This window comes from Chitinophaga sp. LS1 (assembly GCF_034274695.1).
GTDB lineage: Bacteria > Bacteroidota > Bacteroidia > Chitinophagales > Chitinophagaceae > Chitinophaga.
Genome location: NZ_CP128362.1, coordinates 2335653 through 2349941 on the forward strand (window position 1 = coordinate 2335653; position 14289 = coordinate 2349941).

Below are 14289 nucleotides of genomic sequence, written 5' to 3' on the forward strand. Positions count from 1 at the left end.
GCACATCATGTCGATCCGAAATTGTCTATTAACACTCGTGTTAATACTTTGTTTACCTATGTTCCTCCTGGCGCAGGAAACAACCTCAGAAATTCACGGTATCATTACCGACGGCCAGACTGGTGTACCAGGCGCCGTTATCACAGCTGTACACTCCCCAACCGGCACCCGCTATGTAACCACCAGCCGTGCGGATGGTCGCTACAATTTTGCCAACGTACGTGTAGGCGGTCCTTACACCATTTCCGTGACCTATATCGGGTATGGCGATCAGCACCTGGACAACATCAATCTGTCGCTGGGACAGGAATTTACCGGCAACTTCACCCTCGCCCCGAGTACCAAACAACTGGGCGAAGTAGTGGTGAAAGGCAAGCAGGATAAAACCTTTAACAACAGCCGCACCGGTTCCCAGGAGATCATCAGCAGAGATCAGTTGGAAAAACTGCCAACCATCAGCCGTTCTGCACAGGATTTTACCCGTCTTGAGCCTACCAGCAGTACTGTAGCCGCTGGCCAGAGCTTTGGTGGCAGAAGCCCCCAGTACAACAACTTTACGGTAGATGGTGCAAACTTCAACAACTCCTTCGGTCTGTCTGGTACCCTGGGTGGTCAAACCAGTGCACAACCTATCAGCCTGGATGCGATTGAGCAGGTACAGGTGAGCGTATCGCCTTACGATATACGTCAGGGTGGTTTCTCCGGTGCCGGTGTAAATGCCGTAACCAGGAGTGGTACCAATACCCTGAAAGCATCTGTATACACCTACATCAAAGGTGCAGGTACACAAGGGTATAAAGTAGGCAACAGCCAGGTGAACAAAACACCGCTGTCCTTCAATATCCGTGGCCTCTCTATCGGTGGGCCGATCATTAAGAACAAAGTGTTCTTCTTCCTGAGCTTAGAGTCTTCCCGCCAGACCGCGCCTGCTACCAGCTGGGTACCTTCTGATGCTAATCATCCTGCTAATGCCAGCGCTGGTGTATCACAAGCCAATGCCGATACGCTGACTGCACTCGCAGCTTTCCTGAAGTCTAACTTCGGCTATGACCCAGGTGCTTTCACCGGTTATTCTTTCAGAACAAACAGTGATAAGGCTACGCTTAAATTCGACTGGAACATCAATGAAAAACATTCATTGACAGTGAAGTACAACTACCTGAAATCATTCACTGATCAGTTCGCGAGCAACAGCCGCCCTGCCGGCGTTACTACCGGTCAGCCGGGCACGAACGCCATGCCTTTCTTTGGTAGCGGTTATGTGATCAATAACAACTTCAACATCTTTATCGCTGAGTTGAATTCCCGCTTCAGCAATAAAGTGTCCAATAAGTTCCAGGTGGGCTATACCGCACTGCGCGACTATCGTACACCTAACTCTACTTCAAATACCTTCCCACTGGTGGATATCCTGAACAACGGTAATATTTATACCACCTTCGGATACGAACCATATACTTACAACAACGTACTGAATACAGACGTATTCCAGATCTCAGACATCTTCACGTACTATGCCAGTGCACACGAGATTACCGTGGGTACACAGGACTATTACAGGAAGTACCAGAACGCATTTGCTCCCGGCTACCAGGGCGCTTATCAGTTCAATAGTCTGACAGATTTCTACAACAGTGTAACCAATGGCACTGCCAATGCAAAAAGTTATTACCTGCAATACTCTGCACTGAAAGATGGTTCCTTCCCATGGGCATATGCAGGTTCTACAGAACTGGGTGTATTTGCACAGGATAAATGGAGAGTCTCCGATCGTTTCACTTTCACCTATGGTGTAAGGTTTGACATGACGATCTACAAGCAATCCTTTACTGACAACCCTAATTTCGACAAACTGATTTTCAAAGATGGTCAGTCTTACAACATCGGTAAAGCGCCGGGCAATGCAGTGCTGATCTCTCCACGCATCGGTTTCAACTATGATGTAATGGGCGACAGAACCCTGCAATTAAGAGGTGGTTTCGGTATCTTCTCAGGTCCTCCTCCGTTTGTATGGTTGAGCAACCAGGCTAGTAACAACGGTATTCAGTGGGGGTCCTTCACGAATACTTCCGGTGTGGCCTTTAGCGCAGATCCAAATGCATACCGTCCTGCGGGTGCATCAGCTAACACTTCGTACAGTGTAGCACTGACTGACAAGAATTTCAAATACCCTTCCGTATTGAAATCAAGTCTGGCTGTTGATAAAAAGATCAATGACTGGGTATTCACAGTAGAAGGTACGTATACCAAAGATATCAATGCAGTCTACTTCTCTAACATCAACCTGAATGAGACGAATGGTTATGCATTGAATAATGGCGGTGATAACCGTATGCGATATAATACATCGCTGACTACTTCTCTGAATACAAGCAATAAGTATTATTCAGGTACCACACTGGAAAACCCTAATATCGGCAATGCTATTCTGATGAAGAATACCAACAAAGGGTATACATACAATATCACAGCAAGAGTAGAGCGTACTTTTGGTAACCTGTACACCAGCGTAGCTTATGCACATGGCGACGCAAGAAATACTTCTGAAACAGGTAGTACCGCATCTTCTATGTGGAGTGCACGCGCAGTAAGTGGTGATCCAAATGGCGCTAATCTTGCATATGCTTCTTACAGACTGCCTAACCGTGTCATTGCGATGGCATCTTACAAAGTGTCTTATGCAAAGTATTTCTCTACTTCATTCGGTGCTATATTCGAAGCGGCACCTGCTGGTACCGTTTCTTATATTTACAATGGTGACCTGAATGGCGATGGCTTTAACAATGACCTGATCTATATTCCAAAGAGTGCTACCGATATCAACCTGATCAATGTGGGTTCTTACAATGCTACCACACATACAGGGTCTACTACAGGTACTACTGCTGATCCAAGAACTGCTTCACAGATCTATACACAGCTGGACAACTTCATTGGTCAGAACAAATACCTCAATTTCCACCGTGGTGAAACAGCAAAAGCAAATGCGGCTGTATTACCTTACTACAAAAAGCTGGATGTAAATATCACAGAAGATATCTCAGTAAAAACAGGAAAAGACAGACATACATTGAGACTGTCTCTCGATATTATCAATGTAGGTAACTTCCTGAACAGGAACTGGGGTATCGTGCAAGCCGCTACAGTCAATAACTTCCTGAAGTTTGAAGGGTTGGCTGCTGATGGTAAGACGCCTTTATTCTCATTCCCTTATGCTGATGCAAAAAATCAGGTATCTTATGTGAATAGCTATGCAAATAACACAGCTCTTACTTCAAGATGGCAGATGCAGTTTGGTGTCAGATATTTATTTAACTAAGAAAAACACTATCATAAAGAGCGTGTATCAAAAATAAATAAACCTCCTCAGAAGTGCTTAAAGGACTACCTATCTCCATTAGGTATCCGGATAAAACGAGGCTGTATCTTACTTAAGATACGGCCTCGTTCTTTGAAAATAGTTTTCATTCCCCGTTGGAAAATTCTCCTCTTTCGTGACTGTTTTATTCAGATACCTAATGGATCCAGGTTTTTATTTATTCGATTCTCAGGTTTTTTATTTATTTTATAATACAACCTCTTTTCTGAAAATGGTTTCATTCCCCGTTGGTGAATTCCCTTTTTCATGAATGTTTTATTTCGTTAATGCCAATGCAGACCCTTTTATCTTCGAATTCCAGTAAGTAATATAGAAAGTCCCTATAATCGAAGGCATTATCCACGTAACCAGCGTTTGTATATGTAAACCCGCCACCATAAAGGCTGTAATAGAAGCGATCAGCGCCGCCACCATCCTGCCTATATGACTACTCAACCATGCATTTTTCTTCTCTTTAAAAACCCTGAAAGTGTAAAAATCCTTCAATGTCATATACAACCCAAATCCACCAAAGAAAGCAAACAATACGGCATTTCCACCTTTGTGTGTAGTGATCTGGTAAATGCCGATCAGCAACATGATGACAGAAGCACCCAGCATAGTACCCGATATCGTTTTATCAATCGTATCAGCACTGCTTTTAGTATCATATCTGAATGTAAGCGCGCGATTGCCTGCCAGTACCAGATAAATGGTAAATACCCCGATCAGGAATAAGAACAGGTTCTCATGGCCAGGCATTCGCGCGATCACCAACGATAACAGTGAACTGATGACCATTGAATAAGAAAAAGTTTTGCCACTGTTTTTATGCAGCTTGCTGCCCTTTTTTACACCTATGCTGGCAATGCCGCTGACAAGGCCCAGGCCACCACATAAGGCATGTATATAAATAAGAACTTTTACGAGCGTTTCCATGGTAATAACAATTGATGGTTAATTACATTTGGCCAGGTATCTTTCTGTCTCTGCCAGTCCCCAGTGTGGATATAACTCTGCTGGTTTCTCTGCTTTAAAGAGTTGTTCTGCTTTTACAAACAGTGGTTTTGCTTTCTCTTTTCCTCCACCTATGTATTCAGGTTTACCAAAGGTAGAAGCACCATCCAGGAAGTACAGGCGAGGGTTGTTCGGATCCAGTTTGTATCCTTCCTGCAGGTAAGTATACGCTTTGATGCCAAAGGTTTTAAAGCGTTCCATGGGATTCACCAGCATCTGTATAGTCGCTGCCATATTGCGGATGGTGCAGAACTCTGCATTTTTCTGAATTGCTTCTCCTTTTGCTGCCAGGTCATTGGCTTTCTGACCGATGGCGTCTTTATCTGCTTTAGGATCGCCAAACCCAATGCGGGTCTGTGCCAGCGCTGCATAGTAGTAAGGCAGCCACTGTGTTTTTTCAGCATCACCAATACGTTCAAATGCCTGTGATACGGTAGCGAGTTGTTCGATGGTTTTGGCAGAATCAAGCAATTCGAGGTTATGCTGCATAGCTGCCACATACTTTGTGCTCTGTGCATGGGCACCAATGGTGACCAGTAAAGTAAGGGCGAAGATGATTTTTTTCATGGTTATATTTTAAAGGTTATCAATAGTGCTTTGTCTTCTATCTATGCCCCAGTTCAGTATCAGACCTACAAAGAAGGTGCGTTGTGCCGGGGGGAGAATGGGTTGTTTTACCAGGGCATTATAAGAGTAGTTGTATCCTGAGATGTTCGTACGCCCAAGCAGATTGGTAGCAGAAGCATATAGAATAGCCGATGCTTTGCCGATCGTGGTCAGGTGATAAACGCTCATGTCCAGTGTTTGATAGCCGTTTGTTTTGCCCTGATCTTTGATGTAGTAAGCTTTGCCTGTACTATCAGGGATGATGGCATAATAAGGCCTTCCTGTAGCAAAGGTGTACGTCAGACTGGCACCGGTTCCTATTTGAGTAAAGAAGCGTTTTACAGAAGCGGTAGCGGTGTGATTGGCTGCAATATTAGGCATGAGTGCCCTTGGATAATTCAGGTAATCACGTTTGGTATCCAGGTAGGAATAGCTGATGCTGTAATCCAGGTGTTTGAACGATGTCTTGTCACGGAAGTACAGTTCAATTCCTTTGGCATAGCCACTGCCGCTGTTGTTGTACGTAGGCACTGTTTTAATCAGGTCTTCGTATTGCTTGTAGAATGCTTCCACTCTCAGGAAGGTACCGCGTACCTGTCGCTGATAGTTGATGATATAGTGAGTGGCTTTGGTATAACCGAGCGATGAGGTCACTTGCAGATAGGTGTTTTCTGGTTTTTGCCAGAACTGTCCGTATGCTGCAGAGATGGTAGATCCATTGCCCATCCTATAGGCCAATGAGGCACGGGGTGCCACTTTGGCCTTTTGTAGGATGGAAGAATATTCTGCCCTGATGCCGAAAGTAGCCACGAGCGAATTCGTAAAGTATAGTTCTGTTTCAGCAAAGCCGGCGGTCAGTTGATCCGGAAGCTCCTTACTGATTTTATTATAATGGAAATTATAGGAAGAGTACCAGTATTCACTACCAAAGCGAATGGTATTCAGGTTGCTGAATTTTTTCTCTATCACAGCTTTGCCTTGTATCAGGCTTTCTTTTCTGTCTAATCTAAAATTCACCGTATCCAGCCAGTATTTTTCAGAGATGTATTTAGGTACGTTGTTCGCATCCTGCAGCTGACTGCTGATGCTGTCGTGGGTAATGCTATAGCTGGCGGAGAGGGTCATTTTCCAGCCGTCTCCCAGGTTTTCTTTCCAGTTGAGGGCATTGAACCAGTTATAATTACTAAGGGTGATCGCGGTTTTCATATCAACCGTGTCGATATTGGGATTGCGTACACCCAGTTTATTATAACTAAAGGTGGTGTAGTATTTTATCATTCCGTTCTTAGTCCTGATGCGGAAGTTAGCATCCGCATTATGAAACCGTGGACGGATATAGTAATCAGGTGTTTGTTTCACCAGTGCATAATACAGGCTGGTGTTGGTATATTGATAGTTAAAGCCAAAAGAAGATCTTTGGTTCTTCGCAAGCTTTTGTACACCCAGGCTATTCTGGATAGGAGAGATGAAGGCATTGGCTTCTGATTGCTGTGGCAGATCGATGGTCTCCATGATCAATACAGAGCTGAGGGCCTGTCCATACAGTGCGGAATAGCCACCGGTACTAAAGGCAAAGCCTTTGAACAGGGTAGCCGGGTATCTGCCACGGCTGGGGATATTAGAGGCACTCAGGTAGTAAGGTCTGCTCACGAGCGATCCGTCTATGAACTGTTTGGCCTCATAGCTATCACCCCCTCTTACAAAGAGGCCTTCCTGGTTGCTGATCTGTTGTGCACCGGGTAGGGTATTGACAGCCCGGGAAATGTCTGCGTTGGCGCCGGCCGTGGTTTGTACGTCCAGCGAACTTAATACGGTAAGGCCTTTTTTGCCCAAACCTCCTCCAAATGCGCCTGCGGTGATCGTGACGGCATTGAGTTCACTTATCTTTTCCTTGAGGGCAAAGTCTATTTGTATAGGTTCACTACCCAGGGTGATGGTTTGTACTTTGGTCTCATACCCTGTGGCGGAGGCGATCAGTGTGAAAGTACCTTTTTCTGTGGTACTGATACGGAAGCGCCCGGTAGAGTCAGTGGTGGCACCATCGTAGGTGTCTTTTAAAGCGACAGATACACCAGGTATTGCCTGCTTTTTGTTGTCAGTAACCGAACCGGTTATTTGTGCCTGCCCAAGGGCCACGGTGGTTACAAGCAGGAACAATATGATGGTAAGTATCTTTTTAGGCATACAATGAAGGGTTAATTTAATTTGGATGCGTGCAGGTCCTTTATTCTCCCTATTTCTTTTTTAAAGAGCAGGAAACTCACGGGTTTGTTTAAATATCCTACGTTGGCTAATTGTCTGGGCAATATATCCAGCACATAGTCATATGGATATTTGGTGACGAAAACATAGACAATGTCCTTCTGGAATATGTCGTCAAACACCAGGTTTTCAATACCTGAAATACTGACGTCTATAAAAACTATATCCGGAGCGGACTTACTGATGGTGGTCAATATATCGGAGGCTTTGGTCGATTTGGCAATGAGCCTTATTCCATCCGTCTGACTGATATAGTATTCCAGCATATCAACACTGAGCGGGTCTTCGTCTATTATAATACAAGTCAAATACATTGCTGGTAGATAATTAATGAAAAAAGGGATTAAGCGGTTACAGTCGCTAAGCTGGATACACCGGTAGGCAGGGTGTTGATAGAAGAATAGTTGTTGCCCTGGCCATTCGCACCTTTGCCGCAACCGCAGGCGTTGAGCTTGCTGATAATTTCTTTGTTCAGGCTCAGATTTGATTGTTTGCCGGTAGTGTTTTTTACTTGTTTCATAGTGGTAGTTTTTTGTTGTTGATTACGATACAAACTTTCATCTTTTCCCGCCGGGCAAAAATTCTTTTAGACCAAAGTGATGTCTTACCCAACGAAATGATCACACCGTAGGCATCAAGGATTTTGAAAAACAGGAAAAATGGGGGAAGAAGGGGTGTTTTTGGGAGATTACTCACCAAAATTTGAGCTGGAAAACCCCCTTAGATAAGGAAATACGCCAAAAAAAACATATCTTCATTAAGTATTGTAGAAAATGACCCAAAGAGAAGGCACTGATTTATAATTGTTTAGAGGCGGACATGAAAAAACCCTTTGATTTTACCCGACTACTTATCCCGGAGAATGTAAAGTATGTGCACATCGTATTCTGGTGTATTATGTTGATCCTGTATACCCTGAATATTATGTTCCTTTACTCGACGAACGGACTTATTTCCCTCATGTTTGGTTTAAGGAACTTACTGGGGGCCATGTTTTTCTTTTATTTCATCTTTTATGTACTGGTACCGGTTTTCCTGAACAGGAAGGAACGGATACTGTTCTTTGCAGGCCTCCTGGTTCCCTTCTGGATCTGGGCAGTGATCAACTATTCCTTTATGTCACTGCTTATTAACTATTTTACGATAGCAGACAGGGATCTACTGGCCTCGGTAAAGGTGATTGCTGACAAATCTATCTGGCAGATCATGGCGCCACACACCATTTTGCAGACCTCCATCGGGGTGCTCATGATCGTAACGCCGCCTATTACCATAAAACTCGTCGAGGAAATCTCCCGATCAGTCAACAGGGCCCTCCGGTTGGAAAGAGATAACCTGAACCTGGAAGTGAGTTTTCTACGATCCCAGCTAAATCCACACTTTTTATTCAACACGCTCAATAATATCTATTCGCTGTCTGTCAGAAATAATCCCAGGGCACCTGAATTAATTATGCAGCTCTCCGATATGCTGCGTTATACCCTGTACGAATCAAACCGCGAAGAAGTAGAATTGTCAAAAGAAGCCGATTTTTTATATAACTATGTTCAACTGGAAAAAGCCAGGTATGGAAAGGATGTAGATATTCAGTTTGTATACGATGCTGAATCCCTGGAGGGATATAAGATCGTACCGTTGCTGACATTCCCGTTTATCGAGAATTCATTTAAACACGGGCTGGATACATCAACCCAAAATCCATGGCTGAAGATTTCATTTGAGGTGGCGGACAATACCCTCTTTTTTGAAATCGCAAATAGTAAAGGGGACGAATCATTATTTAAACATCATAAAGAATCCGGAACGGGGGGGATAGGGATTGCAAATACGAAAAAACGCCTATCCTTGTTATATCAGAATAAGTACTCATTATCCATCAACAATAGTCCGGATTCCCATAGCATCAACCTTAATATAACTCTTATCTAGCCATGAAGAAAATCAAATGTATCATCGTAGATGATGAGCCGTTATCCCGGGAATTGTTAGAAAGTCATATCGAGCGCATACCCTTCTTAGAACTTGTCAAATCCTGCGCAGATGCTTTCGATGCGATAGACATATTGCAGACAGATACCATTGAGCTCCTGATCACAGATATCCAGATGCCGAGAATCAATGGTCTGGAACTGATCAAATCATTGTCTAATCCGCCCTTCCTGATTTTTGCCACTGCCTATTCCAACTATGCGATCGAGGGGTACGACCTGAATGCGGTAGACTTTTTACTAAAGCCTATTTCGTTCGAAAGATTTTTAAAAGCGATCAATAAAGCAAAGAAAGATATTGATCAGAAAGCAGGAGAAGCAGCAGCAGTCGCTCCTGCACCAGTGAGCGCCACACAGCTGCCACAGCACCTGTTTGTAAAAGACGGACACAAGTTGTCAAAGATCCTGTTCGAAGATATTCTGTACATCGAAGGCATGAAAGATTACATTAAAATAGTCACGAAACAAAAGAATGTAGTGACTTACATGCGTATGAAGAGTATTGAAGAAGTACTGCCTGAAACACAATTTGTACGTATACATAAGTCTTATATTATTCACCTGCCTGCTATTAAATCAGTAGTAGGGAATTCAATTGAATTGATAAATAATGAATCAATCATCATTTCAAAACAACATAAACAAATGTTGATCGATCGATTGAATGTAGCTGGTAAAGTATAGCTAAACCCCCGCCAGTATTGCGGAAAGCCCGCTTCAACATAGTGTTGGAGCGGGCTTTCCGCATTTAAGCGCATTTTACACGATATCTAAACCAAGGTCTATTTGGTGTGGTAAACTCTCAATTTCGTCTAAAAGAGTTTTTGTGCGAAGCGTTTTGTTAGACATTTGAATCATCGAAGCAAACATGATCAAAACGAAAACGAAAATGTTCGCCACCAGATACAAGATTTGAAGAGAATGAACTTTGGTTGTGTAGAAACATCATCTTGTCTAAAAAAATTTTCTAAGTGTACGTTTCGAAGCAATTTTAAACCATCAATCAAAACTGAAAATAAAAACATGGAACTTAAAAATTACAGCACAGTATCGAATGCCTTCTACAAGGTGGTGCAGGCTGGAGCAAAAATAGATGAACTGATCACAGCCATCAAAACCACCAGCCTGCCTGCATCTGAGAAGTATGCGTACCAGGCGTTCTGTTATGCGATGATGGCGAGAGAAGCTTCCGGAATGTTGCAGAAAGGAAAATATATTCAGCAGTACGGTGAGTTCATTGGCAAATCGATCGTGATCAACAATGATTGTTTCGAAGCAAGACTGATGCGCTTCATTGTAGAAAAGAAATTGTCTGACGTCGGTTTTGTAAGTCACAAAGAAACAGACATTGCATTCCTCTCGACCAATGTCGAATCCATACAGGACGATTGTTTAAAGCATGTAACCTTAAAAGCCCTTTCAAATGTATAAGGACTCATTTTTCATCCCTTTCAAAGAACATCACGACTCGATCATAATAGATGCTACACAGTCGAAGAGTTATACCTATGAAGAAGTGTATAGCCAGATTGAAGGTATAGCTGCGGGCATCGAAGCGTTGCAACTGGCAAAACATTCTATCGTAGTGATCTATGGCTACAAGAATGCATTCAAATCATTGCTGTTGTTTTTCTCCTGTCTGAAATGCGATCTGATCCCATTCCTGGTAGAAACAGGCGGATTGAGTAAAATCACAGATCTCAAGTTCAACGCACTCATTGCAGAAGCAGCTGTAACAGATAGTATCGTAGAAAACGCCACTGCACAAAAAGTAAATGATGCATACGTTTATTACAACCTGCACGATGATATTTATATAGGCGATGAAAATGATCTGCTGGTAGTATCCAGTTCCGGCACTACCGCAGGCACTCCTAAGAAGATACTGCTGGGCAAACAGCAAACCATTGCAAACATTGCCTCCAACAGAGAAGCGATGGCTATCACAAAGGATGATGTGACGCTTGTATTACTACCTGTATCATACTCCTACGGCCTCATCGCACAGTTCCTTACACACTTCTTTACAGGTGCAAAGATCGTACTGGGCGAAAGATTGCTGGGCATCTTACAACTACCACAGCTCTTTCAGAAACACCAGATCACGAATGTGTTTATGACGCCCCTGTTGGCAAGACTCATCTTATACTACTATCAGAAGATACCTAAGATCAAAAATAATCTGCGGTTCATGACCATGGGAGGAGATAAGCCACACCTGCCTACATTCCAGAATGTATTCAGACTGTTCAGCTGCTCTATCTATAGCACCTATGGCCTGGCTGAAGCGGGACCCAGAGTCGCAACCTGCAAATATACAGACGTACCCGAACAGGATAGTGAAGCCTGCATTGGCCTTGTCAATCCAGGTATCACCCTCCGGGTTGCACACACAGAAAAATACCAGGACAAGTACAACGATACGCCCATTGGCTATCTGCAAATAGAAAGTCCTTCCATCTACCTCGGTTATATCAGGGGCAATGTGCTGGACAAACCAGCTTCCAATGCGGTACTCACGACAAAAGATATTGTGGTGAAGAAAGATAACCGCTACTTTATACTGGGTAGGGAAGGAGATTTCATCGAGTACAAAGACAGGATCATCTGGTTCAATAGTCTCTCCGATGAACTCTATCATGCGCCCGAAGTACTGAAAGTAAGTATCCGGAAAGATAGTGAAGACAGAATGGAAATAGGCGTCTTTCACAGAAATAAGATCAACGTGCCCGAAGTGGAACAGGCGCTGAAAGATAAGTACGACCTGCACGCAGGGGATCACTATGACCTGAAATTAATAGAATTTAATAATACCTATTACAAATGACCCGGCTATTCATTGCTGAAATAAAACCAGCTGCTGATGACAGCTGTATGGATACGATCAGACATCATTTCAGCGATGAATTAGTAAACAGACTAACGAAATCTCCGGGTACGGGACACTGGTTAAAAAGGGTGACTTCCAGGTTAATGCTTGTAAGGATCTTCAAGGAACTGGGGCTGGACACAACGCTGCTCAGGGAACTGCATTACAACCCGCATGGAAAGTTAGTGATGGATAAGGGGATCCTCAATATATCTATCTCCTATAGCAACAGTATCGTAGCATGTGTAGTGAGTGAAAACAAAATAGGGGTGGACATAGAAGACGTAAGTGCGCCTCCCACCAGCAAAACAATGACCCTGCTGGAAAAGTGGACAGGCAGAAAGGTAAAGGATCAGATGGATTTCTTTATGCTATGGACCCAAATAGAATCGATCGCCAAGCTATACGACGACAAGGGACTTGCTGATATATTCTACGGCAATCTGCTATCAGAAAAACATTATACCAGACAATATCTTTTAAATCACAATTACCTCGTATCCATGTCTGCATTGACATGCCTGGATACTGTTGACCAAATAAAAACATTGACTATATGACAACGGCAGAATTTGATACCCTGAAGCCTTCCGCGCTACTACCCCACAGAGAGCCAATGTTGCTGGTGGACAAGGTACTGCACACAGATTTTAAAAATACCATTACCACCGAAACCGAAATAGGGGAAGACATGATATTCCTGAAAGGACACTTTCCCGGTTATCCCTTACTACCAGGTGTAATCATTATCGAAGCCATGTTCCAGGCATCTGGTGTACTCAACAGAGTCGCTACGCTGGATAGAGATGGTGAAGCACAACAGAAGAAGAAATTGGGCAAGGCAGTGAAAGTTAAATCTGCCGTGTTCTACAAAGAAGTGTTACCCGGAGATAAACTCGTGATCACATCTGAACGCATCAAGAATATATTAAACTTCAGCGAATACAAGGCGACAGCCACAGTGAACGGTGAAGTAGTATGTAAAGCAGAAATCACTTTATCTATTAGCATATGAAAAATAATAACAAAATTCTGATCACTGGCCTTGGCAGCATTTCCCCACTGGGATATGGATCTGCCGCCGCATGGGAGAAAATACTCGCAGGTGAGAATGGCATCAAAATAAAAACCAACTGGGCCAATGCAAGTATTCAACCCCAGTATTACGGTGAAGCACCTGTTGTAGAATTTGCAGGCGAAGTAAAATGGGATGATCGGTTCCCTCCCCAGCAATACTCCAAACTCGGTCTGCTGGCCTGTAAGAAGGCCCTCGACGATGCAGGCATTGTACTCGAAGCCTCTGACAACGAAATCGGCCTGGTCATAGAAACCAGCCTCGGTGCTACGGCTAGTGTAGAAGATTACCTGTATGATCTGTACCGGTTCGGGTTACAAAAAATAAGCCCGGTGAAGTTTACGAAGACTGTTGCCAATACCGTATTGGGTGACATATCAAGAGTCTTCAAACTGAATGGTCCCAGCTCTTTGATCTATAATTCCAACAGTATCACCTACGGGTTTGACCTGATTAAAAAAGGTCTTGCAGATATAGTGATCTGTGGTGGAGTGGATCACTACACAGAGTTCAGGGTGCTTAGTGAACAGGAAAGCAATCACCTGGTCAATGTAAATGAAGAGACGGATGCATACAGTGCTGCTACAAAAGAGCCGGATGACCGCCGCAATATACTGGGAGATGGCGCCGCCTTCCTGGTGCTGGAAAGTGAAGACAGCGCAGCACGCAGAGGAGCCAAACGATATGCAGAACTGGTAGAATACCACAGCTGCTTCGACTACCAGAATGTGGAAGATACCACCCGTCGCTCACCAGCAGTCGTAAAGTCTGCGATCGATGCACTCAAACCCATCGTAACCGCCAGCGGTAAGTTAGTCTACCTGAGTGCTTACACCACTGCCGAACAACTGGAACACAGCGAACGGCACCTGTTAGAAGACCTGAATAAACAACACGAAACTTACAGCCTGCGGCACAAAGCCTACACTGGTGATATGAAATCGGCCAGCAGCATTATGGGGGCAAGCATTGCCAGCCAGATCCTGTACAGTGACCGGTTCCCTGAACCAGATGCAGCGGGAGAATATCCTTCCGGATTCGGTTATGCCCTGGTCAATACAAGCCACGAAGGTGGCGGTAGTTCTCATCTCTTACTTAGAAAAACACATTAATC

General features: G+C 43.9%; 13 protein-coding genes. 8 read left to right on the forward strand and 5 right to left on the reverse strand.

Annotated elements, in window-relative coordinates; genetic code table 11:
- Positions 1-7: 7 nt before the first annotated feature.
- On the forward strand, positions 8-3319 hold the full coding sequence (locus QQL36_RS09750) for a TonB-dependent receptor (RefSeq protein WP_321569611.1): 3312 nt from the start codon (positions 8-10) through the stop codon (positions 3317-3319).
- A gap of 315 nt (positions 3320-3634) precedes the next feature.
- On the opposite strand, the gene QQL36_RS09755 is transcribed toward QQL36_RS09750, so the two are convergent.
- From QQL36_RS09755 to QQL36_RS09775, 5 genes are read right to left on the reverse strand one after another with little or no spacing between them, the layout of a single operon-like run.
- A complete protein-coding gene (locus tag QQL36_RS09755) occupies positions 3635-4297 on the reverse strand; it encodes a hypothetical protein (RefSeq protein ID WP_083723525.1) in 663 nt (220 codons plus the stop codon).
- 18 nt (positions 4298-4315) lie between these two features.
- Positions 4316-4942 (reverse strand): hypothetical protein, encoded by a 627-nt coding sequence (locus QQL36_RS09760; RefSeq protein ID WP_083723523.1) that lies wholly within the window; start codon positions 4940-4942, stop codon positions 4316-4318.
- Between the two features lie 9 nt (positions 4943-4951).
- Positions 4952-7165 (reverse strand): TonB-dependent receptor, encoded by a 2214-nt coding sequence (locus QQL36_RS09765; RefSeq protein WP_321569612.1) that lies wholly within the window; start codon positions 7163-7165, stop codon positions 4952-4954.
- Between the two features lie 11 nt (positions 7166-7176).
- On the reverse strand, positions 7177-7557 hold the full coding sequence (locus QQL36_RS09770; RefSeq protein ID WP_083723519.1) for a LytR/AlgR family response regulator transcription factor: 381 nt from the start codon (positions 7555-7557) through the stop codon (positions 7177-7179).
- 29 nt (positions 7558-7586) lie between these two features.
- Complete coding sequence (locus QQL36_RS09775; protein WP_179091147.1) at positions 7587-7763, reverse strand: hypothetical protein; 177 nt, start codon at positions 7761-7763, stop codon at positions 7587-7589.
- Between the two features lie 299 nt (positions 7764-8062).
- Here QQL36_RS09775 and QQL36_RS09780 point away from each other — a divergent pair, with 299 nt between their 5' ends.
- From QQL36_RS09780 to QQL36_RS09810, 7 genes are all read left to right on the forward strand, one after another.
- Positions 8063-9172 carry a sensor histidine kinase gene (locus QQL36_RS09780; protein ID WP_083723517.1) on the forward strand — a complete coding sequence of 370 codons (1110 nt, stop codon included), beginning with the start codon at positions 8063-8065 and terminating at the stop codon, positions 9170-9172.
- Between the two features lie 2 nt (positions 9173-9174).
- Positions 9175-9915: a LytR/AlgR family response regulator transcription factor gene (locus QQL36_RS09785; protein ID WP_083723515.1), complete on the forward strand. Its 741-nt coding sequence runs from the start codon at positions 9175-9177 to the stop codon at positions 9913-9915.
- Positions 9916-10254: 339 nt separating this feature from the next.
- A complete protein-coding gene (locus tag QQL36_RS09790; protein WP_083723513.1) occupies positions 10255-10662 on the forward strand; it encodes a hypothetical protein in 408 nt (135 codons plus the stop codon).
- The gene (locus tag QQL36_RS09795; RefSeq protein WP_321569613.1) at positions 10655-12058 is read left to right on the forward strand and encodes a class I adenylate-forming enzyme family protein; all 1404 of its coding nucleotides are present in this window, start codon (positions 10655-10657) and stop codon (positions 12056-12058) included. Before QQL36_RS09790 ends, QQL36_RS09795 begins: the two co-directional genes overlap by 8 nt.
- On the forward strand, positions 12055-12660 hold the full coding sequence (locus tag QQL36_RS09800) for a hypothetical protein (protein WP_321569614.1): 606 nt from the start codon (positions 12055-12057) through the stop codon (positions 12658-12660). Before QQL36_RS09795 ends, QQL36_RS09800 begins: the two co-directional genes overlap by 4 nt.
- On the forward strand, positions 12657-13115 hold the full coding sequence (gene fabZ / locus QQL36_RS09805) for a 3-hydroxyacyl-ACP dehydratase FabZ (protein WP_083723507.1): 459 nt from the start codon (positions 12657-12659) through the stop codon (positions 13113-13115). Before QQL36_RS09800 ends, fabZ begins: the two co-directional genes overlap by 4 nt.
- Positions 13112-14287: a beta-ketoacyl synthase N-terminal-like domain-containing protein gene (locus QQL36_RS09810; protein ID WP_083723505.1), complete on the forward strand. Its 1176-nt coding sequence runs from the start codon at positions 13112-13114 to the stop codon at positions 14285-14287. Before fabZ ends, QQL36_RS09810 begins: the two co-directional genes overlap by 4 nt.
- Positions 14288-14289 lie beyond the last annotated feature (2 nt).

Bases quoted from the DNA above. Each gene is read 5' to 3' on its own strand.
- QQL36_RS09760 (WP_083723523.1), bottom strand. From the start codon at position 4,942: ATGAAAAAAATCATCTTCGCCCTTACTTTACTGGTCACCATTGGTGCC.
- QQL36_RS09775 (WP_179091147.1), bottom strand. From the start codon at position 7,763: ATGAAACAAGTAAAAAACACTACCGGCAAACAATCAAATCTGAGCCTG.
- QQL36_RS09795 (WP_321569613.1), top strand. From the start codon at position 10,655: ATGTATAAGGACTCATTTTTCATCCCTTTCAAAGAACATCACGACTCG.
- QQL36_RS09780 (WP_083723517.1), top strand. From the start codon at position 8,063: ATGAAAAAACCCTTTGATTTTACCCGACTACTTATCCCGGAGAATGTA.
- fabZ (WP_083723507.1), top strand. From the start codon at position 12,657: ATGACAACGGCAGAATTTGATACCCTGAAGCCTTCCGCGCTACTACCC.
- QQL36_RS09755 (WP_083723525.1), bottom strand. From the start codon at position 4,297: ATGGAAACGCTCGTAAAAGTTCTTATTTATATACATGCCTTATGTGGT.
- QQL36_RS09800 (WP_321569614.1), top strand. From the start codon at position 12,055: ATGACCCGGCTATTCATTGCTGAAATAAAACCAGCTGCTGATGACAGC.
- QQL36_RS09750 (WP_321569611.1), top strand. From the start codon at position 8: ATGTCGATCCGAAATTGTCTATTAACACTCGTGTTAATACTTTGTTTA.
- QQL36_RS09810 (WP_083723505.1), top strand. From the start codon at position 13,112: ATGAAAAATAATAACAAAATTCTGATCACTGGCCTTGGCAGCATTTCC.
- QQL36_RS09785 (WP_083723515.1), top strand. From the start codon at position 9,175: ATGAAGAAAATCAAATGTATCATCGTAGATGATGAGCCGTTATCCCGG.
- QQL36_RS09770 (WP_083723519.1), bottom strand. From the start codon at position 7,557: ATGTATTTGACTTGTATTATAATAGACGAAGACCCGCTCAGTGTTGAT.
- QQL36_RS09790 (WP_083723513.1), top strand. From the start codon at position 10,255: ATGGAACTTAAAAATTACAGCACAGTATCGAATGCCTTCTACAAGGTG.
- QQL36_RS09765 (WP_321569612.1), bottom strand. From the start codon at position 7,165: ATGCCTAAAAAGATACTTACCATCATATTGTTCCTGCTTGTAACCACC.